General features: G+C 67.6%; 23 protein-coding genes and 2 pseudogenes. 14 read left to right on the forward strand and 11 right to left on the reverse strand.

What is annotated here, in order from left to right; genetic code table 11:
* The 8 genes and pseudogenes from ACWDX9_RS05815 to ACWDX9_RS05850 form a co-directional block, all read left to right on the forward strand.
* A pseudogene (locus tag ACWDX9_RS05815) lies at positions 1–251 on the forward strand (NADH-quinone oxidoreductase subunit NuoH); the annotation flags it as partial.
* Positions 238–753 carry an NADH-quinone oxidoreductase subunit NuoI gene (gene nuoI, locus ACWDX9_RS05820; protein ID WP_350733440.1) on the forward strand — a complete coding sequence of 172 codons (516 nt, stop codon included), beginning with the start codon at positions 238–240 and terminating at the stop codon, positions 751–753. The pseudogene ACWDX9_RS05815 and the gene nuoI, both read left to right, overlap by 14 nt.
* Positions 746–1,555, forward strand: a complete 810-nt coding sequence (locus ACWDX9_RS05825) for an NADH-quinone oxidoreductase subunit J (RefSeq protein ID WP_449949500.1) — start codon at positions 746–748, stop codon at positions 1,553–1,555. Before nuoI ends, ACWDX9_RS05825 begins: the two co-directional genes overlap by 8 nt.
* Entirely contained in the window at positions 1,552–1,848 is a 297-nt protein-coding gene (gene nuoK / locus ACWDX9_RS05830) for an NADH-quinone oxidoreductase subunit NuoK (RefSeq protein WP_185069996.1), read from the forward strand. The genes ACWDX9_RS05825 and nuoK overlap by 4 nt, the downstream gene beginning before the upstream one ends.
* A gap of 70 nt (positions 1,849–1,918) precedes the next feature.
* Entirely contained in the window at positions 1,919–3,766 is a 1,848-nt protein-coding gene (gene nuoL / locus ACWDX9_RS05835; RefSeq protein WP_449949695.1) for an NADH-quinone oxidoreductase subunit L, read from the forward strand.
* A complete protein-coding gene (locus ACWDX9_RS05840) occupies positions 3,766–5,325 on the forward strand; it encodes an NADH-quinone oxidoreductase subunit M (RefSeq protein ID WP_449949503.1) in 1,560 nt (519 codons plus the stop codon). The genes nuoL and ACWDX9_RS05840 overlap by 1 nt, the downstream gene beginning before the upstream one ends.
* On the forward strand, positions 5,322–6,905 hold the full coding sequence (gene nuoN, locus ACWDX9_RS05845) for an NADH-quinone oxidoreductase subunit NuoN (protein ID WP_449949506.1): 1,584 nt from the start codon (positions 5,322–5,324) through the stop codon (positions 6,903–6,905). The genes ACWDX9_RS05840 and nuoN overlap by 4 nt, the downstream gene beginning before the upstream one ends.
* A gap of 11 nt (positions 6,906–6,916) precedes the next feature.
* A complete protein-coding gene (locus ACWDX9_RS05850) occupies positions 6,917–7,906 on the forward strand; it encodes a polyprenyl synthetase family protein (RefSeq protein ID WP_350733447.1) in 990 nt (329 codons plus the stop codon).
* Here the strand turns inward: ACWDX9_RS05850 and rarD are convergent.
* The gene (gene rarD / locus ACWDX9_RS05855) at positions 7,874–8,797 is read right to left on the reverse strand and encodes an EamA family transporter RarD (RefSeq protein ID WP_449949509.1); all 924 of its coding nucleotides are present in this window, start codon (positions 8,795–8,797) and stop codon (positions 7,874–7,876) included. The genes ACWDX9_RS05850 and rarD overlap by 33 nt on opposite strands.
* Before the next feature lie 123 nt (positions 8,798–8,920).
* Here rarD and msrA point away from each other — a divergent pair, with 123 nt between their 5' ends.
* Positions 8,921–9,577: a peptide-methionine (S)-S-oxide reductase MsrA gene (gene msrA / locus ACWDX9_RS05860; protein ID WP_449949512.1), complete on the forward strand. Its 657-nt coding sequence runs from the start codon at positions 8,921–8,923 to the stop codon at positions 9,575–9,577.
* 91 nt (positions 9,578–9,668) lie between these two features.
* Here msrA and ACWDX9_RS05865 read toward each other — a convergent pair whose 3' ends face one another.
* Together ACWDX9_RS05865 and ACWDX9_RS05870 are read right to left on the reverse strand one after the other, a co-directional pair.
* On the reverse strand, positions 9,669–10,511 hold the full coding sequence (locus tag ACWDX9_RS05865) for a hypothetical protein (RefSeq protein ID WP_449949515.1): 843 nt from the start codon (positions 10,509–10,511) through the stop codon (positions 9,669–9,671).
* Positions 10,489–10,746, reverse strand: coding sequence for a hypothetical protein (locus tag ACWDX9_RS05870; protein WP_449949518.1), 258 nt, complete (start codon positions 10,744–10,746; stop codon positions 10,489–10,491). The genes ACWDX9_RS05865 and ACWDX9_RS05870 overlap by 23 nt, the downstream gene beginning before the upstream one ends.
* A 945-nt stretch (positions 10,747–11,691) precedes the next feature.
* Here ACWDX9_RS05870 and ACWDX9_RS05875 point away from each other — a divergent pair.
* Positions 11,692–11,796, forward strand: a pseudogene (locus tag ACWDX9_RS05875) (peptide-methionine (S)-S-oxide reductase MsrA); the annotation flags it as partial.
* Between the two features lie 217 nt (positions 11,797–12,013).
* Here ACWDX9_RS05875 and ACWDX9_RS05880 read toward each other — a convergent pair.
* The 3 genes from ACWDX9_RS05880 to ACWDX9_RS05890 all read right to left on the reverse strand — a co-directional run bounded on the left by ACWDX9_RS05880 (position 12,014) and on the right by ACWDX9_RS05890 (position 17,174).
* Positions 12,014–12,937 carry a hypothetical protein gene (locus tag ACWDX9_RS05880; protein ID WP_449949520.1) on the reverse strand — a complete coding sequence of 308 codons (924 nt, stop codon included), beginning with the start codon at positions 12,935–12,937 and terminating at the stop codon, positions 12,014–12,016.
* 459 nt (positions 12,938–13,396) lie between these two features.
* Complete coding sequence (locus tag ACWDX9_RS05885) at positions 13,397–16,162, reverse strand: glycosyl hydrolase family 95 catalytic domain-containing protein (protein ID WP_449949523.1); 2,766 nt, start codon at positions 16,160–16,162, stop codon at positions 13,397–13,399.
* 271 nt (positions 16,163–16,433) lie between these two features.
* The gene (locus ACWDX9_RS05890; protein ID WP_364264105.1) at positions 16,434–17,174 is read right to left on the reverse strand and encodes a polysaccharide lyase; all 741 of its coding nucleotides are present in this window, start codon (positions 17,172–17,174) and stop codon (positions 16,434–16,436) included.
* A 45-nt stretch (positions 17,175–17,219) separates the two neighbouring features.
* On the opposite strand from ACWDX9_RS05890, the gene ACWDX9_RS05895 reads away from it, so the two are divergent.
* Positions 17,220–17,579 (forward strand): DNA-binding protein, encoded by a 360-nt coding sequence (locus ACWDX9_RS05895; RefSeq protein WP_449949526.1) that lies wholly within the window; start codon positions 17,220–17,222, stop codon positions 17,577–17,579.
* Between the two features lie 16 nt (positions 17,580–17,595).
* Here the strand turns inward: ACWDX9_RS05895 and ACWDX9_RS05900 are convergent, their stop codons facing one another.
* Positions 17,596–17,955: a DUF4440 domain-containing protein gene (locus ACWDX9_RS05900; protein ID WP_449949529.1), complete on the reverse strand. Its 360-nt coding sequence runs from the start codon at positions 17,953–17,955 to the stop codon at positions 17,596–17,598.
* Positions 17,956–18,048: 93 nt separating this feature from the next.
* On the opposite strand from ACWDX9_RS05900, the gene ACWDX9_RS05905 reads away from it, so the two are divergent.
* Positions 18,049–18,204 (forward strand): hypothetical protein, encoded by a 156-nt coding sequence (locus ACWDX9_RS05905; protein WP_449949532.1) that lies wholly within the window; start codon positions 18,049–18,051, stop codon positions 18,202–18,204.
* Between the two features lie 11 nt (positions 18,205–18,215).
* Here ACWDX9_RS05905 and ACWDX9_RS05910 read toward each other — a convergent pair whose 3' ends face one another.
* Entirely contained in the window at positions 18,216–18,962 is a 747-nt protein-coding gene (locus tag ACWDX9_RS05910; RefSeq protein ID WP_449949534.1) for a MerR family transcriptional regulator, read from the reverse strand.
* A 41-nt stretch (positions 18,963–19,003) separates the two neighbouring features.
* Between ACWDX9_RS05910 and ACWDX9_RS05915 the strand changes: the two genes are divergently transcribed.
* Complete coding sequence (locus tag ACWDX9_RS05915; RefSeq protein ID WP_449949537.1) at positions 19,004–19,708, forward strand: hypothetical protein; 705 nt, start codon at positions 19,004–19,006, stop codon at positions 19,706–19,708.
* 136 nt (positions 19,709–19,844) lie between these two features.
* Here ACWDX9_RS05915 and ACWDX9_RS05920 read toward each other — a convergent pair whose 3' ends face one another.
* The gene (locus ACWDX9_RS05920) at positions 19,845–20,834 is read right to left on the reverse strand and encodes a DUF5937 family protein (RefSeq protein WP_449949539.1); all 990 of its coding nucleotides are present in this window, start codon (positions 20,832–20,834) and stop codon (positions 19,845–19,847) included.
* A 92-nt stretch (positions 20,835–20,926) separates the two neighbouring features.
* On the opposite strand from ACWDX9_RS05920, the gene ACWDX9_RS05925 reads away from it, so the two are divergent.
* Complete coding sequence (locus ACWDX9_RS05925) at positions 20,927–21,775, forward strand: isocitrate lyase/PEP mutase family protein (RefSeq protein WP_449949542.1); 849 nt, start codon at positions 20,927–20,929, stop codon at positions 21,773–21,775.
* Positions 21,776–21,781: 6 nt separating this feature from the next.
* Here ACWDX9_RS05925 and ACWDX9_RS05930 read toward each other — a convergent pair whose 3' ends face one another.
* Both ACWDX9_RS05930 and uppS read right to left on the reverse strand, forming a co-directional pair.
* Entirely contained in the window at positions 21,782–23,185 is a 1,404-nt protein-coding gene (locus tag ACWDX9_RS05930) for an oxygenase MpaB family protein (protein ID WP_449949545.1), read from the reverse strand.
* Positions 23,182–23,940: a polyprenyl diphosphate synthase gene (gene uppS / locus ACWDX9_RS05935; RefSeq protein ID WP_449949548.1), complete on the reverse strand. Its 759-nt coding sequence runs from the start codon at positions 23,938–23,940 to the stop codon at positions 23,182–23,184. Before uppS ends, ACWDX9_RS05930 begins: the two co-directional genes overlap by 4 nt.
* Positions 23,941–24,002 lie beyond the last annotated feature (62 nt).

Below are 24,002 nucleotides of genomic sequence, written 5' to 3' on the forward strand. Positions count from 1 at the left end.
TGATGCTCAACGAGGAGTCCCGGATGATCGCCCTCGTGGTCACCGGGATCGTCGTGATCGGCGGGCTGGCCATCTGGATGCGGTTCGACACCGTCAACCAGCGGCGCAAGGAGGCCCAGAAGGCCCAGGTCGAGGCCGAGTTCGAGGAACTGTCCGAAGAGCCGACGGCAGGCGGCTTCCCGGTGCCGCCGCTCGATCTGCCGCACTACCACGGGGTGCAGCACAAGGAGATTCCCAGTGGGACTAACTGATTGGCTGAACCCCGTCAAGGGCTTCGGGGTCACCTTCCACACGATGTTCAAGAAGCCCGTCACGACGAACTACCCGGAGGAGAAGAAGCCGACGGCTCCTCGCTTCCACGGGCGTCACCAGCTCAACCGCTGGCCTGACGGGCTGGAGAAGTGCGTCGGCTGCGAGCTGTGCGCCTGGGCGTGTCCGGCCGACGCGATCTTCGTCGAGGGCGCGGACAACACCGACGAGGAGCGGTTCTCGCCGGGTGAGCGTTACGGGCGCACGTACCAGATCAACTATCTGCGGTGCATCCTCTGCGGTCTGTGCATCGAGGCCTGCCCGACCCGGGCGCTCACCATGACCAACGAGTACGAGCTCGCCGACACCTCCCGCGAGAGCCTCATCTTCACCAAGGAGATGCTGCTCGCGCCTCTGACCCAGGGCATGGAGCAGCCCCCGCACCCCATGCGGCTCGGTGAGACCGAAGAGGACTACTACCGGCTGGGGCGGACCAATGGGTGAGACCGTCACGTTCTGGGTGCTCGCCGTCGTGTCCGTCGGCGCCGCGCTCGGCATGGTCTTCAACAGGAAGGCCGTGTACTCCGCGCTGATGCTCGGCACGGTGATGCTCTCCCTCGCGGTCCTGTACGCCGTGCAGGACGCGCCCTTCCTGGCCGCGGTGCAGATCATCGTCTACACCGGCGCGATCATGATGCTGTTCCTGTTCGTGCTCATGCTGGTGGGCGTCGACTCCTCCGACTCCTTCGTCGAGACGCTGAAGGGCCAGCGCGTCTGGGCCTCCCTCGCGGCCATCGGCTTCCTGGTGCTGGTCGTCCTGGCCTTCGGCAACGCGATCTTCGCCGACCAGGCGGGGCTGGCGCAGGCCACGGCGCAGGGCGGCTACATCCGCTCGATCGCGCTGCTGCTGTTCACCAAGTACGTGTTCGCGTTCGAGATCACCTCGGCGCTGCTGATCACGGCGGCGCTGGGCGCGATGGTGCTGGCGCACCGCGAGCGGCTCACCGAGAAGCCGACGCAGAAGGACCTGGCCCGCGCCAGGTTCCTCGGCGACCAGCCCTCGGCGCTGCCCGGCCCCGGCACCTACGCCAGGAGCAACGCGATCGACATGCCGGCGCTGCTGCCCGACGGGTCGGTCGCTCCGTCCTCGGTCAACCGGTACATCGCCCGCTACGACGTCGAGCACGACCACCTGCCGACCGACCCGAAGCTCGCCGAGGCCATCAAGCACACGGCCGAGGAAGACGCTGAGGATCACGCCATCGAGCGGGATGACAGCGAGCAGAACAATGAGGTGACCAAGTGACGACGCACTACCTCGTCCTGTCCGGCCTGTTGTTCGCCATCGGCGCTCTGGGTGTGCTGATCCGGCGCAACGCGATCGTGGTGTTCATGTGCGTGGAGCTCATGCTCAACGCCTGCAACCTCGCCTTCGTCACCTTCTCCAGGCAGGTCGGCAACCTGGAGGGCCAGATCATCGCGTTCTTCGTGATGGTGGTGGCCGCGGCCGAGGTCGTGGTCGGCCTGGCCATCATCGTGACGATCTTCCGAACCCGCAGGTCCGCGTCGGTCGACGACGCCAACCTGCTGAAGTACTAAGAGGTGACTGGTGGAATCTCCTGTTGAGATCATCCAGCACACCGGCGGCGTGATCGGGGTCTCCTGGCTGATGATCGCCCTCCCTCTCGTGGGGGCGGCCATCCTGCTGGTGCTGGGCCGGTTCACCAACCGCTGGGGCCATCTGCTGGGCGTGGCCATGTCCCTCGCCTCGTTCGTCGTGGCGGTGCTGGCGTTCTTCGAGCTCGTCGGGTTCGGGGAAGAGCAGCGCCGGAGGGCGGTCGAGCTCTACGACTTCATCCCCGGCCTGGTGAAGATGGGGCTGCTGATCGACCCGCTGTCGATCAGCTTCGCGCTGTTGATCACCGGTGTGGGTTCGCTGATCCACATCTACTCGATCGGCTACATGTCGCACGACGAGCACCGGCGCAGGTTCTTCGGATACCTGAACCTGTTCGTCTCCGCGATGCTCCTGCTGGTGCTGTCCGACAACTACGTGGGCCTGTTCATCGGCTGGGAGGGCGTCGGTCTGGCGTCGTACCTGCTGATCGGGTTCTGGCAGTTCAAGCCGTCGGCGGCGGTCGCGGCGAAGAAGGCGTTCGTCGTCAACCGCGTCGGTGACTTCGGCCTGCTGGTCGGCATGTTCGTCATCTGGACCACGTTCGGCACGCTGACCTTCAAGAGCCTCGGCGAGCAGATCACGCCGGGCCAGGAGAGCGGCACCATGCTGGCCATCGGCCTGCTGCTGCTCCTCGGCGCGTGCGGCAAGTCCGCCCAGCTCCCGCTGCAGTCCTGGCTCCTGGACGCCATGGAGGGCCCGACCCCCGTGTCGGCCCTGATCCACGCCGCGACCATGGTCACCGCCGGCGTCTACCTGGTGGTCCGCTCGGGGGCGTTCTTCTTCCCCGAGGGCTCGGGCGCGGCGCTCGCCGTCACCATCGTCGGCGCGGCCACGCTGCTCGCCGGTGCGATCATCGGTTGCGCGAAGGACGACATCAAGAAGGGCCTGGCCGGTTCGACGATGTCGCAGATCGGCTACATGATGCTCGGCGCGGGCCTCGGCCCCGCGGGGTACGCGTTCGCGATCGGTCACCTGATCACGCACGGCTTCTTCAAGGCCGACATGTTCCTCGGCGCCGGTTCGGTCATGCACGGCATGAACGACGAAGTGGACATGCGGAAGTACGGCGGGCTGCGCAAGGTCATGCCGATCACCTTCGTGACGTTCTTCATCGGCTACCTGGCGATCATCGGGTTCCCGCTGCTGTCCGGTTACTTCACCAAGGACGGCATCATCGAGACCGCGGTCGAGCACAGCCCGGTCCTCGGTTGGCTGGCCGTCCTGGGCGCGGGCATCACCGGCTTCTACATGTCGCGGATGGTCTTCATGACCTTCTTCGGCGAGAAGCGCTGGGCCGAGGACGCGCACCCGCACGAGTCGCCGGCCGTCATGACCTGGCCGCTGATCATCCTGTCGATCGGCTCGATCGGGCTGGGCGGTTACCTCATCCTGAGCAACCGCCTCATGATGTTCCTCGCCCCGGCCGTCGGCCGGCCGGAGGAGCTGCCCTCGTTCCACGCCACCAGCCCTCCGGGTCTCGCCACGCTCGCGCTCGTCGCGGTCGGCGCGGCCTTCGCCTGGATGAGGTACGGCCGGGCCGAGGTGCCCGTCGTGCAGCCGCGCGGGTCGTTCCTCACCACGTTCGCCCGCCGTGACCTCTACGGCGACGCGCTCAACGAGTCGCTCTTCATGCGCCCCGGCCAGTGGCTGACCCGCATTGCGGTGTTCTTCGACAACCGTGGCGTCGACGGGCTGGTCAACGGCCTGGCCGCGGGCATCGGGGGCACTTCGGGGCGCCTGCGGAGGCTCCAGACGGGCTTCGCCAGAACGTACGCGCTGTCCATCTTCATCGGTGCCGCCCTGCTGACCGGCGCCCTGCTCCTTGTTGGGAACCTCTGATGTCACCCTGGCTTCCGATACTCATGGCGGTGCCCGTGGTGGGCGCCATCGTGGTGGCCCTGCTTCCCAAGGGCAGTGACAAGCTGGCCAAGCAGGTCACCCTGCTGGTCTCGCTGCTGACGCTGGTCCTCACGGGTGTCATGGCCGCCGGGTTCAAGCCGACCGGTCCGCGCTTCCAGTTCACCGCCGAGTACAACTGGATCCCGAGCTTCGGCGTGAAGTTCGGGGTCGGCGTGGACGGCGTCGCGCTCGTGCTGATCGCGCTCTCGGTGGTGCTGGTGCCGATCGTGGTGCTGGCCTCCTGGCACGACGCCGACGGCGTCAAGACCGCCGACGGCACGCTCATCACGCCCAAGCGGTCGGTGAAGACGTACTTCTCGCTGCTGCTGGTGCTCGAGACGATGATGATCGGCGTCTTCGCGGCGACCGACATCTTCCTCTTCTACGTGTTCTTCGAAGCCATGCTGATCCCGATGTACTTCATGATCGGGTCGTACGGCGGCGCCCAGCGGTCCTACGCGGCCGTCAAGTTCCTGCTGTACTCGCTGTTCGGTGGCCTGCTCATGCTGGTCGCGGTCATCGGGCTCTACGTGGTCGGCGGCAGCAAGACCTTCATGTTCCCCGAGCTGATCGGGGTCGTGCAGGACCCGGCCATGCAGAAGTGGCTGTTCGCGGGCTTCTTCATCGCCTTCGCGATCAAGGCGCCGCTCTGGCCGGTGCACACCTGGCTGCCCGACGCGGCCGCGCAGGCTCCGGCCGGTGCCGCCGTGCTGCTGGTGGGCGTGCTGGACAAGGTCGGCACGTTCGGGATGCTCCGCTTCTGCCTGGAGCTGTTCCCCGACGCGGCCAAGGCGTTCACGATGCCGATCGTCGTACTGGCGGTCATCAGCATCATCTACGGCGCCATCGTGGCCATCGGGCAGACCGACATGAAGCGCCTCATCGCGTACACGTCGATCTCGCACTTCGGGTTCATCGTGCTCGGCGTGTTCGCCATGTCGTCGGTCGCCCAGTCCGGCGCGGCCCTCTACATGGTCAACCACGGCTTCGCCACCGGCGCGCTGTTCCTGGCCGCGGGCTTCCTCATCGCCAGGCGCGGCTCGCCGTTCATCGGGGACTACGGAGGCGTGCAGAGCGTCGCGCCGGTGCTCGCGGGCTTCTTCCTGGTCGCCGGTCTGGCCGGTCTCTCGCTGCCGGGGCTCTCCTCGTTCGTGAGCGAGTTCATGGTGATGGTCGGCACGTACTCCAGCCAGGCCCACGGGTCGGGCGCCCTGACGGTGGCCGCGGTGGTCGCCGCGGTGGCGGTCATCCTCGCCGCCGTCTACATCCTGTGGATGGTCCAGCGGACCATGAACGGGCCGACGGCCGAGCCGGTCAAGGCGTTCAAGGACCTGAACGCCCGCGAGATCTGGGTGCTGGCCCCGCTGGTCGCCCTGATCATCGGCTTCGGCTTCTTCCCCAAGCCGCTGCTGGACGTGATCAACCCGTCGGTGCACCAGACGCTGACCAACGTGAAGGTGCCCACCTCCACCATCGCTGAGAAGGGGACAGGTCAGTGAACTCCATCCCAGCGCCGACGATCGAGTACGGCACGCTGGCGCCGCTGCTGGTGGTGTTCGGCGCGGCCGTCATCGGAGTGCTCGTCGAGGCGTTCGCGCCGCGATACCTGCGTAAGTCGATCCACGTCCCGCTCACCCTGCTGAGCCTGTTCGGCGCGTTCGCCCTGGTGCTCGTCCAGGTGCTGCGCGGCAACGTGCCCACCGCGCCGGTCGCCATGGGCGCGGTCGCGGTGGACGGGCCCGCGCTGTTCATCTGGGGCGTCATCCTCGTCCTGTCGTTCGTGTGCGTGCTGCTGATCAACGACGAGGGTCACTTCGTCGCCTCGGCCGCCGCCGTGCCCGGCAGCGCCGACGAGGAGGAGGCCGAGGCCGCGGGCGGCGGGCACACCGAGGTGTACCCGCTGGTGCTGTTCGCGGTCGGCGGCATGCTGCTCTTCCCGGCCGCCCACGACCTGCTGATGATGTTCGTGGGCCTCGAGGTCATGTCGCTGCCGCTCTACCTGCTGTGCGGCCTGGCCCGCCGGCGTCGCCTGCTCTCGCAGGAGGCGTCCATGAAGTACTTCCTGCTGGGCGCGTTCTCCTCGGCCTTCTTCCTGTACGGCACCGCGATGGTGTACGGCGTCGCCGGCACCGTCTCGCTGCCGGGCATCAACGAGGCCATGGCCAGGAGCGCCACGCTCGACCCGATCCTGATGCTCGGTCTCGCGCTGCTCGGCGTGGGCCTGCTGTTCAAGATCGGTGCGGCGCCGTTCCACGCCTGGAAGCCGGACGTCTACCAGGGCGCTCCGACGCCCATCACCGCCCTCATGGCCTCCGGCACGCTGGTCGCGGCCATGGGCGCCGTGCTGCGGGTGTTCTGGGTGGGTCTGGGCAACCTCGACTGGAACTGGCGGCCGATCATCTGGGGCGTCGCCGCCCTGACCATGATCGTCGGCTCGATCCTGGCGATCACGCAGACCGAGATCAAGAGGATGCTGGCGTACTCGTCCATCGCGCACGCGGGCTTCCTGCTCGTCGGCGTGATGGCCACGTTCGGCTCCGCCGAGCAGAACGCGGTCTCCCTCAAGGCGATCCTGTTCTACCTGGCGGTCTACGGCATCACGACGGTCGGCGCGTTCGCGGTGGTCACGCTCGTCCGCGACCCTGGCGGCGAGGCCGGTCACCTGTCGCGCTGGGCCGGGCTCGGCAAGCGCGCGCCGGTGCTGGCCGGGGTGTTCGCCTTCTTCCTGCTGGCCTTCGCCGGCATCCCGCTCACGAGCGGCTTCTTCGGCAAGTACGCCGTCTTCGCCGCCGCTCTGAACAGTGGCACGCAGCCCGGCGACTCGATGGGCGGCTGGATGGCCGGCCTGGTCGTGGTGGGTGTGGTGGCCTCGGCCATCGCCGCGTTCTTCTACGTCCGCGTGATCGTGCTGATGTTCTTCAGCGAGCCGGCGGCCGACGGCCCGGCGATCGCGGTGCCCAGTATGGGGACCGTGGCCGTCATCGCCGTTTCGTTGCTGGTTACCGTAGGAGTGGGGCTCTACCCGGAGTCCGTGCTCGGCGTCGCCAACGACGCCGCACACAGCCTGTTCATCAGATAAGGGGATCTCGTATGTCTGCGCCTCCCGTGGTTGACCTTCCCATCGAGGACGAACGGCTGGCGCAGGACGTGGCCACCGGACTGGCCGCGGTCGAGAAGCTCCTGCGTTCGTCGGTGGAGAGCGAGGACGCCTTCGTCACGGAGGCGTCCAAGCACCTCATCGAGGCCGGCGGCAAGCGGTTCCGCACGCTGATGCTGCTGCTGGCCGCGCAGTTCGGCGACCCGTCCGCGCCGGGGGTCGTGCCCGGCGCGGTGGTGATCGAGCTGACCCACCTGGGTTCGCTCTACCACGACGACGTCATGGACGAGGCCCCGGTCCGCCGGGGCTCCCCGTCCGCCAACGCCCGGTGGGACAACACCGTGGCCATCCTCACCGGCGACTATCTGTTCGCCCAGGCGTCCGACCTCCTCGCGGACCTCGGTCCCGAGCTGATCCGCATCCAGGCTCAGACGTTCTCCCGCCTCGTCCAGGGGCAGATCCGCGAGACCGTCGGCCCGCGCGACGGCGAGGACCCGATCGGCCACTACCTGAGCGTGCTCGCCGACAAGACCGGCTCCCTGATCGCCGCCTCCGGCCGCTTCGGCGCGCTGCTGTCCGGCGCGCCCGCGGACGTCGAGGAGCGGCTCAGCCGCGCCTGTGAGGCCATCGGGGTGGCCTGGCAGCTCGGTGACGACCTGCTGGACGTGGCCTCGTCCGGCGCCCAGTCGGGCAAGACGCCGGGGACCGACCTGCGGGAGGGGATCAGGACCCTCCCGGTTCTGTACGCTCTGGCGTCGGAGGAGCCGTCGCGGCTGCGTGAGCTGCTGGCGGGTCCGGTGGCCGAGGAGGATGTGGAGGAGGCGCTGACCCTGCTCCGCGCCGACCCGGCGATGGCCCAGGCGCGGGCGGAGCTGGAATCCTGGGTGGACCGCGCCCGTGCCGACATCTCCGGCCTTCCCGACATCCCCGCCAGGTCCGCATTTTTGGCGCTATGTGACTACGTGGTCCAGCGTTCCGGCTGATTTCCTGACTCGCTTCGCGGCGCGAGCCGTCCTGAAGCCGTCGTACGTGAAGATCGCCAGGGCCAGCCAGACGATCGAGAAGCCGATCCACCGGCTGGACGGCATGGTCTCCTTGGCGATCAGCACGCCGCACGCGAACTGCAGGACCGGCGCGATGTACTGCAGCAGCCCCATGGTGCTGAGCGGCACCCGGATGGCCGCCGCCCCGAAGCAGATCAGCGGGATGGCGGTGCCGATCCCGCCGCCGATCAGCAGCAGGGCGTGCCCGAGGCCCTGGTCGGCGAACGTCCCCTGCCTGCCGGCGTGCAGGAAGAAGATGTAGCCGAGCGCCGGCAGGATCAGCACCAGGGTCTCGATCGCGAGGCCCTCGGTGGCCGGCACGTTGGCCCGCTTCTTCAGCAGCCCGTACACGCCGAAGCTCAGGGCCAGCGTCAGCGCGATCCACGGCAGCCGCCCGTAGTCGAACGTCAGCACCAGCACCGCCAGGGCCCCGAACCCGACGGCCACCCACTGCAGCGGCCGCAGCCGCTCCCGCAGCAGCGCCACCCCGAACAGCACGTTGACGAGCGGGTTGATGAAGTAGCCCAGGGCGCTCTCGACGACGTGCCCGCTGTTGACGGCGTAGATGTAGGTGCCCCAGTTGAGGGTCACGACCACGGCCGCCAGCACCAGCAGGCCCAGCTTCATGGGCTGCTTGAGCAGCGGGCGGAACCAGGACCAGTGCCTGCGCACCGCCAGCACGGCCGCGACGGCGACCAGCGACCACACCATCCGGTGGGCGAGGATCTCAACGGCTCCGGAAGCCTTGAGGAGCGGCCAGTAGAGGGGGAACAGCCCCCACATCGTGTAGGCGGCGATCCCGAACAAGACACCGCGCCGAAGGTCAGGCATGAAGCCCATCTTCGGGCATTACCACCTTTAAACACAAATGCCTCTCACTATACGGAAATGTGTAGAGCTCCTAAAGCGTTAGAGCCTATGTACTCTGGGACGAGACCTACTGGAGGTAGTGCCATGGGCTGGCTGTTCGGCGGCAACAAGACATCGATGGTCCGACCCGAGGACGCCCTCCCCGGCCGCCCGGACCCCATGACGGTCCCGTCGCGCCACGCGGTCCTCGACGCCCCCCTCACCCCGCCCGAGGGCCTCGAGATCGCCGACTTCGGCCTCGGCTGCTTCTGGGGCGCGGAGCGCAAGTTCTGGCAGACGCCCGGCGTCGTCACGACGGCGGTCGGATACCAGGGCGGCTACACGCCCAACCCGACGTACGAGGAGGTCTGCAGCGGCCTCACGGGTCACACGGAGGCCGTCAGGGTGGCCTTCGACCCGGCGAAGGTGTCGTACGAGGAGCTCTTGAAGGTCTTCTGGGAGGCCCACGACCCGACCCAGGGCATGCGCCAGGGCAACGACGTGGGCACGCAGTACCGGTCGGCGATCTACTACCACTCACCGGAGCAGCAGAAGGCCGCGGAGGCGTCGCGGGACGCGTACCAGGGGGTCCTGAAGCAGGCGGGCTACGGCGAGATCACCACCGAGCTGGCCCCCGCGGGTCCGTTCCACTACGCGGAGGGGTATCACCAGCAGTATTTGTTCAAGAACCCGAACGGCTACTGCGGGATCGGGGGCACCGGGGTCTCCTGCCCCGTGGGCATCGTGTCGGCAGGTGAGTAGATCAGTTCCTTAGGGGGGAATCTGACCTCGTCAGCGCAGAGGGCCAGGCCTCGAAGTTGAGGTCGAGCCCTCTGTGAAGTTGTCGGAGGGCTCAGGTGCGGTCCAAGGCCTGCACGAGGTCTGCGGCCAGCAGAGACGTTGCCAAAGCAACCGTCTCGGGCTCGCCAATTCCCTCTTCCGCGCGTCCGGCCATTGTTGAGCCGAGCGCGTCCGGTCCTGCCGCGAACAGTGTCGCCAGATGTTCGACTGCCTGCTCGGTGATCTCGCTGCTGATGGGGTCACGAACCAGGAGTCTGAACATGGTGGCCAGTTCAGCGGTGTCGGCGTCGATAAGGATGCGGTACGTGTCGTGTGCGTCCTTGTCATTCAGCCGGTGGGGGACCGAAACTCGTTCGGCAATCTTGTGGAGCTTGGCCACCAGCAAGGCCGCGGGCCCGGCGACTCTGACTCGATATACGCGGGCGTCGGCCGGGTCAAGCGCGGTGACGTCCATGACCGTGTTGTCGATGACAGCGGCTTCGAGACCTCGAGCGCGCCGGGTGGCACGGCGATCATGTGGTGGGATACGGGCTCCCCGCGTGGTCCTCGTACCTGCTCCTGCAAGAGCCTCGGGCACCATCAGATCGACGGGAATGCCCGCGGGATTCAGCCACGCTCCGGGTTGTCCGCCAATGGGGTCACGGTAGAACCCCGCGCGGCCCATAGATTGCTCCAGAAGCGGATCGTCCTCCAGGACCCTCGGGTCGAGTGCGAGATCGCTGTCCTTCGTCGTCTCGGCGAGTGCGACAGGACTTTCTGCGGTGCGCAGGTAGACGGCCTGTGCTCCGATCACGATCACAGCGTCGCGATGGGCATCCAACGCGGCCAATGCATCGAGAAGCGCGGACCGGGATCGGACGAGGATGTCACTACTACTTACGCCAGGAAGATTCATGTCGCGCCATCCATTCAATGAGTTCTTCGGCTTCAGAGGGGCTGCGTCCAGGGCCTGTCATCAAATCGACGGCGACTTGGGGTGGTGCTGCGATCGTGAGACCGGAAGCGTCGGTAAGGGTACGGATGAAGACGACGTCGCTTTCCGGCTCGGCCAACATCACATTCGCTCCGGCGTCAGCAGGGCGAAGATCCCAGAGTTGGGCGGTGTGCTCAGCGTCCGTCGTGTAGATCATGGCGGAGCGGGCTGGAGCATAAGGGGCCCAGTTGGCTGCGGCCAAGGTCCCGGTTATGGCGTACTGGGTGGGATTATCAGCCGCCCGCCGCATAAGGTTAGGTAGGCCTCTCGGTGCTATCCACCGTGTGACGCGGCTGCTTCGTACGAACCCGTAGTCCTCGCTCCAACGCCTCAGCAGTGCGATCCAGTTGGGAACTACGACTGCACCCGAGCTGGTCCGCGTTGCCAAGTTCTCGCTCTCGAGAAACTCGATCACCCGGTAGGTCGACCCAGTAGATACGTCAGCGACGTCGATCAGCTCACGGATCGCCCACGATCTTTCGTGGTCCAACAGCGCTCGCACGATCTTCGCCGCGGGAGCGCCCTTCAACGTTCCGCGCGGTCTTCCAGGACCGCGCCACGGATCATGGTCGGCCCCTCGATCTGCAACGTATAGACCGGGCTGAGAGACGTTCAGGGTGATGTTCCCTGTCGCGTCTATGTAGGACAGGCCGGCCTCCGAGAGCCGCTTACGCACCGGTGGCGACAGGTATCGGGAGACGACAACCCCTCGGCTGCCTGGATGCTCCTCCGCTGCGGCATTCAACTGCTGGAGCAGCGTAGCGGTGTCACGTCTCTCCACCACGCGCTTGGCTTCCACGACCAGCACGACCGAGGTTCCGTCCGGTGCTGTCACCTTCCAGAGAGCGTCGAAGCGAGCATCGGGCAGTCCGCGGCTCAGCGGTTGGATGTCCCACCCGGCCGGCAGCCGTTCACCCAGCACAGCCATCCCGGCTCGCAAGACTTCAACCTCGGTCTGAGGCTGTGGCCTGGCCTCCATTGGTGTTCTCCACTCCCTCGGTGTTCGGGAAAAATCCTAACTCCGTTGAAGGCGGAAAGCTGGGATTTCCCGAACAGTCAGCCGGAGGCGGTTGCCGGCGTGGGCGAGTTGGTGCCTGAAGAGGAGTGCTACCACCAGCAGTACCTGTTCAAGAACCCGAACGGCTACTGCGGCATCGGGGGCACCGGGGTCTCCTGCCCGGTCGGGTTGACGTCCGGCGAGGCATGATCAGACTGGCAGGCCATTGAGGGTGCGCTGCCCGACGCCGACGGTGAGCGGGAAGACCGCTGGTACGGGTCCCCCTGGTGGGTGGGATGGCGAGGCTCGCCCGCGCGGTGATGTCCTTCGGGGGTGTGTGGAGCTTGCCGGTGACATGGCCGCCGCGTACGACATGAGCCGGGCGTGAGCGCGCCTCAACTCTGCATGGAGCGACTGTGAAGCCTCACTACCCGACGTACGGATAGGGTTCCCGCAGCTGCCTCTTGAGGATCTCGGTCCCCGACTCCTTGGGGTCGAGGGCTTCGACGTACTCGATCTGGGGCAGCAGCATCTCGGCGTCCGCGGGGATCATGTTGTACCAGAAGCCCATCTGCTGGTTGAACTCGCGCAGGTACTGGCGGGCGCGCTCGTCGTCCTCGCTGTCCTCACCGCCGGCCCACTCCCACAGGTCGTCGACCTCGAAGCCGCCGACGGCGTTGGCGCAGTTCTCCTTGTACCGCCAGTAGAGTTCGCCGAACGAGAGGAGCACGTCGCCCGTCCGGCCCGCGTCGTAGGCGAGCGTCTTCGCGGTGCCGTGCAGCTTCCTGAGCGCCTGCTGGCACAGCTCCGCCGCCTGGCTGCCCCATACCTTGGCCAGCGCCTCCGAGTGTCCCTCGATGGTGGCCGCCAGATCGGCCATCCAATCGGCGGAGTTCTGGCACACCACGCCGAGGTCCAGGAGAATCCGCGGACGGCTCCGCTCGAAGAATTTCCTGACGCCGGCCGCGTTGTTGGTCGAGACGTCCTCCTCGCGCCACCGCTCGATATCAGAGGGAGACCGGGAACGGCCCGGATCCTGCTGCCCGTTGACGATGTTCCGCAGCTTGCCTATTTGGCGGTTGAACATTCCCTCGGCCGCGTCGTAGTTCAGGGCGGCGGCGTACACGAGCTGGCCGAAGCCGGCGTAAGAGCGGAAGAAAGTCTCCAACTGATCCCGGAGGTTTTCGAACTTCCGATCGAGCGCCTCCTGCATCCTGTCCGCGGATGCCCAGGCGCCATCCAGATCGATTTTCGCGACGGATTGGCCGCTGTAGGCGCCCCAGACGACCTCCGAGACGTAGTGCCCGAAGGCCGCGCTCGGCGTGGACTCCCCGGACAACGGCGAATACATTTCGTCGCTGATGGGTGGCTGCGAGCTGAGGTCGTCCGTGACGATTCGCGCCGAGCGCTTCTTGAGCTCCGCTCTGTTGACCTCTATCCCGCTCGCAGGCGACGGCCATGACCGGTCCAGCTCAAGTCCGCTGTGCCACTGCCTCCAGGGTTCGGAGCTGAGTGGTTCCTGCATGTACGTGTCCTTCCGGCGCTACGGGCGGACCACGACGGGCGAAGGAAACGCCGCTGTCCTCGCCGCCTACATACATGTTATGCATGCCTGTGAGCTGTCCGTCAAGATCGTGTAACCCTCGGTTCCCAGGCTCTTCACCGTGGATCGATCCAGATGGTGAGCCGCCACCCGTGCCGGGAGCGGGCTGACGTCCGGTAGCTGGTGGGCCTGGCCCACCAGCCGGCGTTCGTGGAGTTCGCCGCGGAGTGTCACATGACGGCCGGCGCACGCCTGGTTCGACCTGTTTCAGCGAACGAGTGGGGTGATCAGGTCGAAGGATTCCCAAGGGCCGATGGCGTCGCGGTTGGCGACGAGCGCTGAGGATCCGGCGTTGTCGGCGCACACGTATTTGCCGTTGGCCTGGGATTTGAGGCTGATCGTGCCGTCGGGGTTGGTGATCTGCTGGAAGGTCTCCCAGGGGCCGATGGCGTCCCGGTTGGCGATGAGCGGTTGCGCTCCGGCGCTTTCGGCGGTGACGTATTTGCCGTTGGCCCTGGCCTTGAGGGCGATGTTGCCGTTGCCGAGGTCCGTGCGGTCGAACTGTTCCCAGCCGCCGACGGTCGTGCGGTTGGCGATCAGGGGCTGGGCTCCGGCGTTCTCCGCGCTCACGTACATGTTGTTGGCGCGCGAGCGCAGGCTGATCGTGCCGGACGGCGCTGACCCGGTCGGGAGGCCCAGGGTGGAGGCGGTGCCGCTCAGGGACTTCACGCCCTGGTTGGCGGCGCCGGTGAGCCGGGTGGTGGCGTACGAGCTGAGCGGCTTGGCAGTGCGCTCCACCACGTAGACGGACCCGGCGGCGGTGGCGAAGCCGATCTCCGCGCTCGAGCTCGTCGTGATGGTCGCGTTGTCGGAGGTACGGCGGACGCGGACCTGCTGGGTGCCCCACGGGTTGACCACGGTGGCCTGCTTGCCGTACATGCTCTTCATGCCGACGTACTTGATCTCGCCGGCCTCCCGCTCGGAGCTGACCAGGAAGCCGTCCTTGGCCAGCAGGGTGAACTTGCCGGCGAACGAGGAGTCGGCCGGAACGGCGGGGAACACCCGGATCCTGCCGTTGTAGCTCTGCATGAGCGACTCGTTGAGGGCCGTGAGGTGCACGCCGAGGTACTCGAAGACGCCGTTGGTGTTGTTCGTCATGCCGTTCGGATAGTTCTGGTACTTCTGCAGCATGGTCTTCATGCCGTTGTACGCCTGGTCGCCGAGGCCCAGCCGGGCGGCCTGCACGGCGTCGTTGGACCACACGTTGCCGTAGGGGAAGGGCCGCTGGTTCCAGGTGTTGACCGCGGTCTGGTGGTCGGGGAAGCCGATCCCGGTCACGTCGTACGGCCAGATCAGCTCGGCGGAGACGTTCTCGTTGTTCCTGGTCTGCGAGATCGGCGGTTGGTGCGGTTGGTAGGCGCCGTTCGAGACCACGTAGGGCACCAGGTGGTCCAGCACGTTCTGCCACGTGGACCGCAGCCCCGCGTCCACCCCGAGTTGCTCGCTGACCTGGATCGTCAGGGGGAAGATGCTGCGCACGGCGGCCAGGTCGGTGATCGCGTTGCGGACGTTCCAGTACGTCTCGTGCGAGTTGGAGCTGGCCATGTAGTACGTGTTCGTGGCCGTGTCGTGGGAGAGCATGGCCGAGTAGAACTTCGCCGTCTCGCGCATGAACGGGTAGGCCACGTCGCGCAGGTAGTTCGCGTCGTTGGTGTACCGGTACCGCAGGTACATGCTGTAGGCGGCCTCGTAGCCGGTCGACAGGATGTTCTTGGTGTAGTCGCTGTTGATCGTGCCGCGCGCGTTGCCGTCCCAGCCCATGGTCTCCGGCACCCACAGGCCGTCCACGTTGTACCGCGTCTGGGTGTACGACTTCAGGGCGTTGTAGTTCCTGGCGTACAGGTTGTTGTGCCTGTCGATGAGGTCGGGATGGTTGGAGGCGAGGAAGGACAGGTAGACGTCGCGTTGGTTCCAGTACCAGTACGCGTTGCTCCACTTCGTGTTGTCCTGGGTCGCCCTGAAGACGCCGTTGATGAAGTGGGCCGGGTAGCTGCCGTGGCCGGCCGCGGCGATCATGTACGTGGACAGGTAATAGACGTTCTCCAGGTAGTCCGCGTCGCCGGACAGACCGGAATACTGGACGAACGACTTGGCCCAGAAGGAATGCCACCAGTTGCGGTAGTTGGTGACCGTGGTCGCGTACCCGGTGGACTTCACGGCGGCGAGCTGGTTGCGGGCCTGCGCCACCGAGTCGCGGTTGGGGGCGTTGAGCCGGCCGGCCGCGGTGAACCAGATGGTGTAGCTGGAGGTGGGCGTGATGGTGAGCCGTACCGTGCGGGAGTCGACGACCTGGGTGGAGTAGCTCGCGCCCTCGACCGTGGCGGCCAGCGTGTAGCCGAACCCGTTGGCGTCGGTCTGCCCCCGGCTCAGGCCGGCCGCGTTCGCGTCGGCGAAGGTGGAGACGGTCTTCCAGGTGTTCAGGTCGGGCACGTCGCCGCTGTTCGGGAGGTTCGCCGTGTCCCACATGCTCAGGTTCAGGGCCACGTTGGAGACACCGGTGCGGCTGTCGTCCACGTGGATTCCCATCACCTCGGAGTTCGGCGACCCCATGACGGTGACGGTGCGGTTCGAGTCGTACTTGGTGGTGAGGGTGCCGTCGTACAGGGACAGCCGTTGCTGGAAGGTGGTGTATCCGGTGTCCATGCCCGGGCTGGTGGCCAGGTTGACCAGCCCAGCCGCGAACGCGGACTGCTGGGACAGGTCCACGCCCGAGGTCTGCATGGTCAGTCCGTTCTGACTCCAGACCATCGCTCCGGTACGGCCGTTGCCCACGGTCATGCCGTACAGCGGGTTGGTGTTGGGCCTGTTGTAGACGATGTCGTGCTTGGACAGGTAGCCCGGGTAGTCGACGTCGAGCGTTCCCGTGGACTGGTCGAACGCGGCGTCGGTCGGCGAGGCCGGCGCGGGCGTCCCGGACAGCAACGCGCTGAGGAGCGCCGCCAGGGGGAGGGAGCGTAACAACCTCTTCACCATGCTCACCTTTGGGGGGTTAGGAAGTGGCATGTCACGCGCAGTTAACATTGGGTGTTTCTCATCGTCAAGAGGCGATTAATAGATAAGAAACCTACAAAATCCATCAAGACTCATCACGTATGCCCTGCTAGAAGGGCAGGTTTAGCATGCAGGCTCGGGATATGTCCTGAAATATGCGTCGGATGGTGCTGCATATTGATCGGAGGTCTGGGTTGCGACATAGCTGACGCCGGGGGTCGGTCGCGCTCAGCTCCCGGCCCCCGGGGCTGTGTCACCAGTTGGCGGGCTCTGCCGAGGAGTAGGAGGAGGCGATCCTGGCGTGGTCGTGATAGATCGACAGTACGCGCGGGCCGGCGGGCGTCCCGTTCCGCCAAGCGGTGCAGTAGATGCCTGACGACCAGCGGATCGTCTGCGATGTCTTGGGCAACACCGCGACCCCGGTCCTGCTCCACACCTTCCGCCCGTTGACCCAGACCTCGAAGGCACCCGCGGTGCTGTGGAACTTCAGGCGGGTGACGATCCTGATCCACGTGCCACGAAGGTTTGTGATCTTGTCGAGTGTGGCCGCGAAGCCGCCCGAGCCGCCGATCCGGAGTTCGTCGTTCTGGACGAACATCAGCTCCCAGGGCCCTTCCGGGTCCTCTGGCGACCACTGCTGGAAGGTGACGTTCTGGTTGTGGAACTGCCAGTTCGGCGGCAGGTAGATGGCCTGTCCGTAGTAGCGGTCCTGGCCCACGGCCTGGGTCCGGCTCTGGACGGTCTCGGAGTGGTACCCGCCGCCCTCGTCGACGTACGTCTGCTGCGCCTCGATGGCGGTGGTCCCCTTGTACACGGGGCTGCTGACCGTACGGATCACGCCTTGCTTTTGGGGCTCTTGTGGGTAGTTGCTCCAGCCGGTCAGAGTTCCGGTGTCCTGGAAGAACACTTCGGCGGCGGTCGCCGAGCCTGCCGGAGCCAGGGCGGGGACCGCGCACAAGGCAACGATGATGACGGTGATCATTCGTCGGCGCATGTGATCCTCTTCCGTGAGGGTTGCTGGGAGGCGAGTATCACACGCGTGAAATTATTAGTAAAGGTACTTAAAATATCTGCCTTGCCTGCGGCGCGGCAGTGTCTCTTGGAGCGGGCAACATTCGCGCCGTCCGAGAGCGAGTCGGGGCCCGCCATGACACCGGTTGAGGCGCAAGGCGTCCGTGTCAAAAGCGATCGCCTGAAGATCGAGCCGGTGACCGAGGACATCTCGTCGCGAGCGATCGGGCTTCTCCGGGATGCCCGCCTGTACGGTCACAAGTACGCCACAGACGCTGTGGTCACGGCCACCGCACTGCGCTCGGTACGCCCTGCCGTCGTTCTGACGTCTGACGCGGACGACATGAGCAAACTGTGCGGGAAAGCAGTGCAGGTGGTCCCCGTCTAACACTGCGTGCCGCACCCTACATGGGTGTCTGGTGGAGGAGGACGACGCGCCAGCCCTCGGAGGTACGGCGGTAGACCGTCGACGCATGCCATGACGACGTCTCATCGCCGATGGTGCTCGTCAGTTTGTAGGCCACCACGGCTCCCGCGTCGCCGAGCGGCTTGACCACGACATCGTGCGCTCGGTTGTACCGTTCCGGATTGCCGCTCCCCTTGACGTACATGTCGAGAACCTGCTGCCTGGACACGATTCCATAATGTCCCATGGCTACGAAGTCGTCGGCGCAGTACTCCTCGAAAAATATCTCGTCATAGGCAGCGTCCGCGTCCAGCATCCGCTGCTCGAGTTCTACCAGGGTCTTCTCGATGCCGCTCATCCAGCCGACTCCTTTTCGCGAAATGTGCGGCCCATGCTGCCAGCCGTACCTGACGTCCTCTGACAGGTACAGCTGCGTCAGGGCCGCGACCTGATGATCTTGGACGAGCCCGGCTCCGGCCTCGACGCGGTGGCCGAGGCGGCGGTCCACGACCGGTTGCGGGAGCTGCGCGCGGGCTACCACGAGGACCCGGTCCCGCCGCCGCCCAGGGAGAGCGGCGCGGTGCCGACCACGGCGGTCGCCGGATGAGCGGGGAACAGTCAAGCGGCGCGGGTGCACCGCCGTGGGTTCACGGTTACCTCAAGGACGATGGCGTGAGCGCCGTCGGCGTCGATGAGGTGCTCCTCCACGGTGGGACCGGTGACCTCCCGGCGGTGGCGGTGCAGCCAGCCGAAGAGGTCCTGCCCGGCGCGGACCACCCCTGCCGAGGGCGGAACGACGGCTCGTACGACGGTGCGGGCAGGCAGGAAGAGCTGCTCGCCGGCGCCGTCGGTGGTCACCGCGGCGGCGAACCCGCCCGTCGGCCGCCCGCGAAGCCAGGTCAGCAGGGCCGCCGGTGGCGCCGGGCAGACGGCGGCCAGTTCGGCGGGATGGTCGAGGCGCATGCGGCGGACGCGGAGTCGGCGCGAGTCCACCGCGGTCTGCTGAGGCAGGATCGACATCGGCACGGCGAGGTGGTCCTCGGCGTGAGCCGCGGTCGCGGCCAGCGTGGCGATGTCACGCCTGATGTTCGCCACGATCTCGGTGAGCGCCTGCCGCACCTGTGCCTCGGGAGCGTCCAGCAGATCGGCGATCTGGCGCAGCGGCAGGCCGAGGCGCTGCAGTCCGCGGATGCGTTCGAGCCGGGACAGCTCGGTCACGCCGTACCAGCGGTAGCCGGTGGCACGGTCGACCGCGGCGGGAGGCAGCAGCCCGATCTTGTCGTAGTGGCGCAGGGTCCGTTCGGATACGCCGGCCATGCGCGCCAGTTGCCCGATCCGCCACATGGCGTCCCCCTCTCCTGGCATGTTGACTTTGTCCCAGCGTCAGGGTTCTACCGTCACGATCCATGACCGATCCGAACCCTCGGCGCCGGCTCACCGGTGTGCTGCTGTTGACCTCGCTGATAGCCATGATCGCCGGAACGGCCATCGTGGTGCCATCGGGGTTGACCCTGAATCCGTCCGATCCCGGCGCCGCGCTGGACGCGGTACGCGAGCAGGCCGGGCTGCACTTGACCGAGCTGGCCTTCGACGTGCTGGGCTGGCTGGCACTGACCGCGGCCGGGCTGGTGATGGCCGCTCGCCCGGCCGAGACGTCAAGACCGTATCTGGTGACGCTCGCCGGTGGCCTGCTGGCCGCCGCCGGGCTGGCCGGCCTGCTTCATGACGCCGGAAACCTGGCACTGACCCAGCTGGCCGCCCGCCCGACCGCCCCGGCGGCCGCCACAGTGGCCTTGGCCGTCCTGCTCACCGCCAAATGGGCGGTCAATCTGGCCGGGCTGCTGTGGGTCGCCGCCACCGCCGCCGGCGCGGTGGGCATCCCGATGCCCGCCGGGCTTCGTGTCACCGGCCTGATCGCCGCACTCAGCGGCCTGGCCGCGGTCGTGCTTCCGTGGACGACCGGGACCGACGGCCCTACGGGGGTGCTGGAACAGCTCGGGTATGCGCTCCACCTGCCCGTCATGATCTGGTACGGGGTCCTGGGCCGGCGGTATCTGCGCAGGCAGCATGCGGTCGTTGCCGCTCTTGGTTACCGGTCCGAGCCTCAATAGGCCGCGAGGTCCGTGGGGGATCATGCTTCCGACACCAGAGTGCTGCGGAGATGATCACCGATGGTCCCTGTTTCGGAAAGCAGGGCGAACGCATCCACCTCCGCACCACACAGCGCTGACGCGGGAGCGCGGGGTTTCACGCCTGCGCGGTGAGCAGGGCGTCGGCGAGGCCGGTGCGGGCGTAGAGGACCGAACGGCCCGCTCGGTGGGTGCTGGTCAGGCCGGCGGCCCGCAGGGCGGTGAGGTGCTGGGAGACGCCCGCCGCGGACAGGCCCGACCGCTGGGCGAGTTCGGTGGTCGAGGCGGGGGTGTCCAGTTCGGCCAGGATCAACGCCCGGGACCGGCCGATCACGGCGGCGAGGGCGTCCATGTGCGCATGTGTCCGGCGCTCCCACAACAGGCCGATCCCGCGCGCCGGGTAGGCCAGCTGCGGTGGTTCGGACGCGACGGAGCGGGTCAGCACCCGTGGCCAGGCGAAGACCGACGGCACCAGGAGCAGCCCGGCTCCGGTGTCGATCCTGGTGATGGGGCAGTGCCGCTCTACCAGGTGGAGGCTGCCGCCGGCCCAGCGCACCGTGTGGTGCAGCTCGTCCAGCGCCTGGGCCGTACCCTGCTCGGCCACCTGGCGCCCCCGGTGGAAGATGTCCGCCTCCAGGACCGAGCGGATCCTGGCCCAGTAGGGCGCTATCGCCAGCCCCCAGTAGACCTCGATCTCCGCCACGATCCGGGGCAGGCAGCTCTGCGGGCTGCGGTGGAGGCTCCGCAGCCGGGAGGACAGAGCGCCGTCGCGCTCGGCGGCCAGGCGATCGACGTCCTGCCGTACCTGCTCGGGGTGGGTGGCCTCGATGGCGGCCAGCTCGTCGGCAAGGCCGGGAGAGGGGGTCGTCGGCGCCGGGTTGAGGAAGTCGGGGAGGTGGCCGCTGGGCGGGATCATGTCGGCCAGCCAGCCGCGATCGAGGCCCGCGGCCGCGAGCCGGGGACGTACCTGGTCGGCCCAGTTGCGGTGCGGGCGCGGCACGACCGCGGCGGCCAGCGCTCTGACGCTGGTGACGACTTCCCACATGGGCGAGACGGCGAACCGGGTCTCGGCCAGATCGTTCACCGAGAAGGCGAGCCGCGCCTTCATGCTGCCTCCATGATTCGGTCTCAGCTTAATCAGTGGATCCTCGACCCTCTGCCCAGCAGTATCCCGGAAGCAGGACAACGCGAAAGGCAGTCATGTACATCTCCTCCTCCGTCGATGCCGCGACCCAGCGGAAGGCGCGGCTGTTCCGCGCCCTGAGCGCCGAGCCCGTGCTGGTGCTGCCCAACGCCTGGGACGCCGCCAGCGCGGCCGTCATCGCCGCGGCCGGCGCCACGGCGATCGCCACGACCAGCGGTGGCGTCTCGTGGTCGCTGGGCCGGGGGGACGGGCAGCGGCTCGGCCGGGGCGAGATGGTGGAGGCCGCGCGGCGCATCGTGGACTCCGTCGACGTGCCGGTGACGGTCGATGTGGAGGGAGGGTACGGGCCGGATCCGGCGGATGTCGCCGCGACCGTGCGGGCGGTGGTCGAGGCCGGGGCGGTGGGCGTCAATCTGGAGGACTCCACGGCCGTCGGCGGTCCCCTGTTCGAGGTGGCCGAGCAGAGCGCCAGGCTGCGCGCCGCCAGGGAGGCCGCGGCCGCCGCGGCTCTGCCGGAACTGTTCGTCAACGCCCGTACCGACGTGTTCCTGTTCGGGATCGGTGCGCCGGACGGGCGGCTGGGCGAGGTGCTGGAGCGTACGGAGGCCTACGCGGAGGCGGGAGCCGACGGCATCTTCGTTCCTGGCCTGCTCGACCTGGACGCGCTGAACACCCTCTGCGCGGCATCGCCGCTGCCGGTCAACGCGATGGCCGTCGCGGGTGGACCGAGTGTCACCGAGCTCGCGCAGGCCGGGGTACGCAGGGTCAGCCTGGGCACCGGGTTGGCCCAGGCCGCGTACGCCGCGACCCGGAGAGCCGCCGCGGAACTGCTCGCCACGGGAGGTCTCACGGCGCTGGACGGCTCGCTGGACTTCAGCGAACTCGACGTCCTGTTCCGGCGGTGATCGAAGCTAGGACAGGAGGGAGTCGTACGCGACCGAGTGCCGCTGCCCCGACATGAAGGACAGGAACTGCCTGACGAAAGCGCCGCGCGAGTAGGCGTCGGCTCCGCCGGCCAGATCGCGGTGGAAGGCCGTGCGGAACAAGTTCTGGAACTCCTGCGCGTCGATCGCCTGGTCGTCGTCGCCGTCGGTGACGTCGAACAGCACGTCGGCGACCTTGATCAGCCCTGAGCCGGGCAGCGAGACGGCCGAGGCGGCGTATTCCTGTCGGGTGACGCGTCCGTCGCCGTCGGTGTCGAGATTGGTCTGCAGCTCCCGCCACCAGGTGGCGTAGGCGTTGTAGAGCCGCTCCTCGTCCTGTTCGTCCAGGTCGAGCCGGGTGGCGAGCTCTCTTGCCATGGCCGCCAGGTCAGGCCAGGTGAGGTAGCCGTCGCCCGTCTGGTCCAGGACCTCGGCGAAGAACCGGTCGGCCGAGCGGGTGGTCGGGTTGACGTCGTCGGGGGCCGGGGTGATGAGCCTGACCATGGCCGCGGCCTGGCCGGCCTTGCGGCGTACCGTCTGCCATGGTCCGGAACCGGCGGCGTGGCCGGGATCCAGCAGGCTCACGAGCGAGTTGACGTCCACCCAGCCGTCCGGGAGCACGCGGGTGGCGATTCCGGCGGTGAGGTACGCCCCGTACATGAGCGTCCGCGCCCCCGGGAGGTCGGGCAGGGCGACCCGCCGGCAGAAGGACTCCGGCAGCGACGCGATGGTGATCGCGGCGGCTACCGGGCCCGCCACGGTCCGGCCCGCGGCCCACACCGCGGGATGGTCGCGCAGCAGGGGCGGTGCGGGCACGTTGGCGAAGAGCCGGTAGAGGATGACGCGCACGGCCTCGGTGCTCTCCAGGCGGTGGTCGATCATGTCGTCGTAGTAGGACCAGAACTCCCGCACCGTCGCGGGGAGCCGGTCGCTGTCGCCCTCGATCAGGGCCAGGAACGCACGGAACTCGGCGTAGAGCCGTTCGAGCGCGGGTCCGTCGAGCGACTCGCCGCTCAGCCGGTACATCGTCACCGTCGATTCGAACAGGGTCGCCACCACCCAGGCGCGGGCCTCGGCGTCCTTTCCGTCGTAGGGGCGGCCTTGCGGGTCGGTGCCCGACATGCGGGCGTGCAGGCGGTTGAGGCGGGCCGCCTCCCGGGTGCGAACGTGCTGGTCGGGGTCGAGCACGCGCTGCATGCTCACCAAGGTGTTGCGCAGCCGCCGCCACGGATGCGCCACGAACGTCGAGTTTTCGATCAACGCGGCGCCGATCTGCGGATGCGCGGCCTCCAGAACCGTGGCGCGGGTCACCGCGAGGCCCCACCGGGCGTCGTTGACGAGGCGGCGCAGCATCGAGTCCGGCCCGAAGGCGTCGGTGGTGCTCTGGCTCATCGAGATTCCTCTCCCGTGACGGCGGTCGACTGGCGGACATCGCCGAACCGGCGCTGGCGCGACCGGTAGGCGTCAAGGCATTCCCAGAGGTGGGTCGCGCGGAAGTCCGGCCACAGCACCTGCGGGAAGACCCACTCGGCGTAGGCCACTTGCCAGAGCATGAAATTTGAGATGCGTTGCTCTCCGGAGGTGCGGATGACCAGGTCCACGTCCGGCGTGTCGGAGTAGGGGAGATGCCGGGCGAAGGTGGCCTCGGTGACCTGCTCGGCCGGCACGTCGGCGCGGATCAGCGAGCGGGCGGCCTCCACGATGTCGCGCCGCCCCCCGTGATCGAAGGCGACCGTCAGCGTCATCTGCCTGTTGTCGCTGGTGAGCGTCATCAGGTCGGTGATGTCCCGGACCAGGGCCGGTGGGATCCGCGGATCGGACATGCCCAGGAACCTGCACCGGACGCCCCGCGCGTGCAACGCCGGCGCGTGCTTGCGGACGGCCCGGCGCACGAGCCTCATCAGGATGTCGACCTCGCCCGCCGGCCTCCGCCAGTTTTCGGTGGAGAAGGCGTACAGGCTCAACCACCTGATGCCGGCCGAACGCGCCTCCTCGATGATGTCCATGACGGCGGCCTCCGCCGCCTCGTGGCCCGCGGTGCGCGGCAGCGATCGCTGCGCGGCCCACCGCCCGTTTCCGTCCATCACGCAAGCCACGTGACGCGGCAATCCGCTGACGACTTCCATAGCTGACCGTAACTCTACCATTACCCATGGTGACGGCGACGGGCAGGCGGGTTTCATGCGGAGATCATGCGCCCCGTGATCGA

Source organism: Nonomuraea sp. NPDC003201 (assembly GCF_053590415.1).

What these genes read in the sequence shown, in the direction of transcription:
- ACWDX9_RS05825 (WP_449949500.1), top strand. Translation starts at nt 746, where the DNA reads ATGGGTGAGACCGTCACGTTCTGGGTGCTCGCCGTCGTGTCCGTCGGC.
- nuoL (WP_449949695.1), top strand. Translation starts at nt 1,919, where the DNA reads ATGATCGCCCTCCCTCTCGTGGGGGCGGCCATCCTGCTGGTGCTGGGC.
- ACWDX9_RS05840 (WP_449949503.1), top strand. Translation starts at nt 3,766, where the DNA reads ATGTCACCCTGGCTTCCGATACTCATGGCGGTGCCCGTGGTGGGCGCC.
- ACWDX9_RS05850 (WP_350733447.1), top strand. Translation starts at nt 6,917, where the DNA reads ATGTCTGCGCCTCCCGTGGTTGACCTTCCCATCGAGGACGAACGGCTG.
- rarD (WP_449949509.1), bottom strand. Translation starts at nt 8,797, where the DNA reads ATGCCTGACCTTCGGCGCGGTGTCTTGTTCGGGATCGCCGCCTACACG.
- msrA (WP_449949512.1), top strand. Translation starts at nt 8,921, where the DNA reads ATGGGCTGGCTGTTCGGCGGCAACAAGACATCGATGGTCCGACCCGAG.
- ACWDX9_RS05865 (WP_449949515.1), bottom strand. Translation starts at nt 10,511, where the DNA reads ATGAATCTTCCTGGCGTAAGTAGTAGTGACATCCTCGTCCGATCCCGG.
- ACWDX9_RS05870 (WP_449949518.1), bottom strand. Translation starts at nt 10,746, where the DNA reads ATGATCTACACGACGGACGCTGAGCACACCGCCCAACTCTGGGATCTT.
- ACWDX9_RS05880 (WP_449949520.1), bottom strand. Translation starts at nt 12,937, where the DNA reads ATGTATTCGCCGTTGTCCGGGGAGTCCACGCCGAGCGCGGCCTTCGGG.
- ACWDX9_RS05885 (WP_449949523.1), bottom strand. Translation starts at nt 16,162, where the DNA reads ATGGTGAAGAGGTTGTTACGCTCCCTCCCCCTGGCGGCGCTCCTCAGC.
- ACWDX9_RS05890 (WP_364264105.1), bottom strand. Translation starts at nt 17,174, where the DNA reads ATGCGCCGACGAATGATCACCGTCATCATCGTTGCCTTGTGCGCGGTC.
- ACWDX9_RS05900 (WP_449949529.1), bottom strand. Translation starts at nt 17,955, where the DNA reads ATGAGCGGCATCGAGAAGACCCTGGTAGAACTCGAGCAGCGGATGCTG.
- ACWDX9_RS05905 (WP_449949532.1), top strand. Translation starts at nt 18,049, where the DNA reads ATGATCTTGGACGAGCCCGGCTCCGGCCTCGACGCGGTGGCCGAGGCG.
- ACWDX9_RS05910 (WP_449949534.1), bottom strand. Translation starts at nt 18,962, where the DNA reads ATGCCAGGAGAGGGGGACGCCATGTGGCGGATCGGGCAACTGGCGCGC.
- ACWDX9_RS05915 (WP_449949537.1), top strand. Translation starts at nt 19,004, where the DNA reads ATGACCGATCCGAACCCTCGGCGCCGGCTCACCGGTGTGCTGCTGTTG.
- ACWDX9_RS05920 (WP_449949539.1), bottom strand. Translation starts at nt 20,834, where the DNA reads ATGAAGGCGCGGCTCGCCTTCTCGGTGAACGATCTGGCCGAGACCCGG.
- ACWDX9_RS05925 (WP_449949542.1), top strand. Translation starts at nt 20,927, where the DNA reads ATGTACATCTCCTCCTCCGTCGATGCCGCGACCCAGCGGAAGGCGCGG.
- ACWDX9_RS05930 (WP_449949545.1), bottom strand. Translation starts at nt 23,185, where the DNA reads ATGAGCCAGAGCACCACCGACGCCTTCGGGCCGGACTCGATGCTGCGC.
- uppS (WP_449949548.1), bottom strand. Translation starts at nt 23,940, where the DNA reads ATGGTAGAGTTACGGTCAGCTATGGAAGTCGTCAGCGGATTGCCGCGT.